Origin of the sequence: Cryobacterium fucosi (assembly GCF_004403515.1) — a bacterium.
In the GTDB taxonomy this organism is placed as follows: domain Bacteria; phylum Actinomycetota; class Actinomycetes; order Actinomycetales; family Microbacteriaceae; genus Cryobacterium; species Cryobacterium fucosi.
On record NZ_SOHH01000008.1, the window covers coordinates 1 to 3671 of the forward strand.

The 3671-nt window shown below is 72.3% G+C and carries 4 protein-coding genes; 2 read left to right on the plus strand and 2 right to left on the minus strand.

The features are described 5' to 3' along the window. Positions 1 to 87 precede the first annotated feature (87 nt). A complete protein-coding gene (locus tag E3T48_RS00275; RefSeq protein WP_134521902.1) occupies positions 88 to 1308 on the plus strand; it encodes an MFS transporter in 1221 nt (406 codons plus the stop codon). Positions 1309 to 1313: 5 nt separating this feature from the next. Here E3T48_RS00275 and E3T48_RS00280 read toward each other — a convergent pair whose 3' ends face one another. Further along, positions 1314 to 1664: a YrdB family protein gene (locus E3T48_RS00280; RefSeq protein WP_241986471.1), complete on the minus strand. Its 351-nt coding sequence runs from the start codon at positions 1662 to 1664 to the stop codon at positions 1314 to 1316. Positions 1665 to 1920: 256 nt separating this feature from the next. Next, the gene (gene purU, locus E3T48_RS00285; protein ID WP_134521903.1) at positions 1921 to 2793 is read right to left on the minus strand and encodes a formyltetrahydrofolate deformylase; all 873 of its coding nucleotides are present in this window, start codon (positions 2791 to 2793) and stop codon (positions 1921 to 1923) included. A gap of 174 nt (positions 2794 to 2967) precedes the next feature. On the opposite strand from purU, the gene E3T48_RS00290 reads away from it, so the two are divergent. Then, positions 2968 to 3671 (plus strand): MFS transporter (locus E3T48_RS00290; protein ID WP_134521904.1); only part of this gene is annotated, 704 nt, incomplete at its 3' end.

Here is a 3671-nt window from a genome sequence, read left to right on the forward strand (position 1 = left end):
CCGACGTCGGCCGGTGCGCGGGGTGCCGGTGCGGGGCGCGGCGGGTGCCGGTGCGGGGCGCGGCGGCCGAGGCCGTAGCCTGAGGGGATGCGACGCATCCGCCTCAGCTCAGGAGCCCCACGGCCCGGGGCGGCCCCGAAACCGCGCCTGTCCCGCGAGGTGCTCGTGCTCGGCGTGATCGCGTTCTTCGTGATGGTCGGCTTCGGCGTCGTCGTGCCCGTGCTGCCGGTCTACGTGCGCAGCTTCGGGGTGGGCAACCTGGAGATCGGCGCCGTCGTCTCCGCGTTCGCGCTGATGCGCTTCGTGTCGAGCCCGTTCTGCGGACGGCTGATCGACTGGGCCGGCGAACGGGCGATCCTCGCGACCGGAATCGGGATCGTCGCGCTTTCCAGCGGGCTGGTCGGCGTCGCCCAGAACTACCCGCAGCTGCTCCTGCTGCGTGGGGCCGGCGGCATCGGCTCGGCCATGTTCACGGTCTCCGCGATGACCCTGTTGCTCGGCTCGACGTCGCCGGGCATCCGCGGTCGGGCGATCGGCTTCTACCAGGGCGGGTTCCTCCTCGGCGGCATGGCCGGCCCCGCGCTCGGCGGCCTCCTCGCCACGATCTCGCTGACCGCACCGTTCTTCTTCTACGCCGGCACGCTGACCGTCGCCGGCATCCTCGGGCTGCTGCTGCTCGGCCCGAGCCGGCCCACCGGTGCCGACGAGTCGGGTGTGCCGGTGCCGAGGGTCCCGTTCCGCACCGTGCTGCGCGACCCCCGGTTCCGGGCGGCCTGCCTGGCCAACTTCTCGCAGGGCTGGACCTCCTTCGGGGTGCGGAACGCGCTCATCCCGGTGCTCGTCGTCGAGGTGCTCCGGGGGCCGAGCTCGTGGACCGGGATCGCGTTCGCGTTCGCGGCCGTGGCCCAGACCATCGCGCTCGCCCCCGCGGCGCGGTTCGTCGACACGGTGGGCCGCCGCCCGGCCATCATCGGCGCGTTCGCGCTGGCGGCCGCCACCATCATGGCGGTGCCGTTCGCACCCAACATCGTCGCCCTCACCGGGCTGCTCTGCGTCTACGGGGTCGCGTCGGCGTTCATGGGGACCGCGCCGGCGGCCGCGGTGGGTGACGCCGCCGGTGCCGGAGGCGGTCGCCCCGTCGCGGTGTTCTCGATGTTCTCCGACTTCGGCGCGATCCTCGGCCCGCTGGTCGCCGGGTTCCTCGCCGACCGGTTGTCGTACCCGGTGGCGTTCCTGGTCGGGGCGTTGTTCTTCCTCGCGACCTCGCTCTACGCGACACGGATGCCGCGCGAGGCCCGCCGGCCCTGACCCGGCTAGCGCAGTTCCGAACGGCCGGTGAGCACGCCGCTCACCGTCGCCACGACGGCGAAGACCACGCCGACCAGCGGCAGCCCCAGGTCCCACCAGGCGAGCGCCGCGGCGCCGAACACGGCGATCTCGACGACGGCCTTGCCGAACGGGTCGAGGGTGAATACGGCCTTGGGGGAGCGGAAGAGCGCCCAGAGCAGCACGGCGACGGCCGGGGCGGCGATGCCGACGAGCACGCCGGGCCAGGGGAGCGGCCACGCCGCGAAGCCCCAGAAACCGAGCGTGACGAATGCGAACAGTTCGAGCAGGAACCGCAGGATGTCGTTGGCGCCGACCTGCGCGCGGGTAATTGTCACGTGGCCAATCCTACCGAGCCGCCGGGTCTCGACGGGCTCGACCACCGGTGGTCTCGACGGGGGGGGGTCTCGACGGGCTCGACCACCGGTGGTCTCGACAGGGGGGTCTCGACAGGGTGGTCTCGACGGGCTCGACCACCGGTGGTCTCGACAGGGGGGTCTCGACGGGCTCGACCACCGGTGGTCGAGCCCGTTCCGGTGGTCGAGCCTGTCGAGACCCGGCGCTCAATGAAATCCGAGATCCGTCGGCCCTGTCTCACCGGAAGATGATGGTGCGGGCGCCGTCGAGGAGCACCCGGTGCTCGGCGAACCAGGTCACCGCCTGGGTGAGCGTGCGGCTTTCCTCGTCCTGCCCGATCGAGACGAGCTCGGCCGGCGTACGGGAGTGGTCCACCCGCACGACGTTCTGCTCGATGATCGGTCCCTCGTCGAGGTCTCCGGTGACGAAGTGCGCCGTCGCGCCGATCAGCTTCACGCCGCGGGCGTGCGCCTGCTTGTAGGGGTTCGCGCCCTTGAACCCGGGCAGGAAGGAGTGGTGGATGTTGATGGCCCGGCCCGCGAGCAGCTCGCACAGTTCGGGGGAGAGGATCTGCATGTACCGGGCGAGCACGACCAGTTCGATGTCCTCCTCCTCGATCGCCTCGATCACGCGGGCCTCGAACGCGGCCTTGCTGGCGGCATCCGTGATCGGCAGCGACTCGAACGGCACGCCGTAGAAGCCGACCAGATCGCGCAGCGTGCCGTGGTTGGACAGCACCAGGGGCACCTCGATCGGGAGCTGGCCGCCGCGCTGGCGGAACAACAGATCGTTGACGCAGTTGCCCGCCGTTGACGCGAGCACGAGGGTGCGGACCGGCCGCCCGACGACGTCGATGACCGATTCCATCGCGTACTTCTCCACCACCGGCGCGAGCTCGGCCTCGAGCTCCGCGCGCGGGGCCGGGCATTCCACCTGCAGCCGCATGAAGAACCGGCCGGTGTCGGCGCTGGTGAACTGCTGGCTCTCCGTGATGTTGCCGCTGGCGCGCACGATCGCGCCGCTGACGGCGTGCACGATGCCCGGCTGGTCGACGCAGACGAGGGTGATCACCCAGTGGTGACGTGCGCGGGGCGGGAGCGAGGAAGTCATCCGACTAGGCTACCGGCCTCCCCGGCCGCCCGGATTGCACGTCGGGTACACTGAGTAGTGGTCGGCGCAGCACGCCGGCCCCGGGCGCGCACGTCGGCGCGCAGTCCATCCGGACCGGCCCCGCTGCAACACCGCGGTGGGCGCCACTGTTCCCGTCTGTGAGCCACAGTCACCATGTCATTCACCGCGCCCATCACCCTGCCATCCTCCGACCCGTCCGACGGGCGGGGCCGCCCCGGCCAGACGCCGGGCCCCTTCCCCTGGGTGGGCCTGATCGCCCTCGCCGCCGCCGTCTTCCTGTCGGTCACGTCCGAGATGCTGCCGACCGGCCTGCTGCCGGACATGAGCCGGGCCCTCGGGGTCAGCGAGGCCCAGGTCGGGCTGCTCGTCTCCTGGTTCGCCTTCACCGTGGTGCTCACGAGCACCTCCCTCGCCCACCTCACCCGCCGGCTGCCCCGGCACGGCCTGATCGTGCTCGTGCTGGTCGTCCTCGCCGTCAGCAATGTGCTCACCGCGATCGCCCCGAACTACGCCTTCATGGTGGGCGGGCGCATCCTCGGCGGCATGGCGCACGGCCTGTTCTGGGCCGTGGTCGGCGCCTACGCGGCGCACCTGGTGCCCCGGGAGCAGATCGGCCGGGCCGTGGCGATCACGGTTGCCGGCGGAACCCTCGCGTTCGTGTTCGGTGTTCCGCTGGCCACGGCCGCCGGCCACCTGCTGGGCTGGCGGCTCTCGTTCGTCGCGCTCGCCGGGTTGATGCTGGTGGGGGCTGTCGTCGTCTGGCGGTTCCTGCCGCGCGTGTCGCACTACGGGGCCCGCCGCACGGCTGCCGAGGTGGCCGCGCTCGCTGCCGCCGCGCCCGCGCCGGCAGCGTCGCC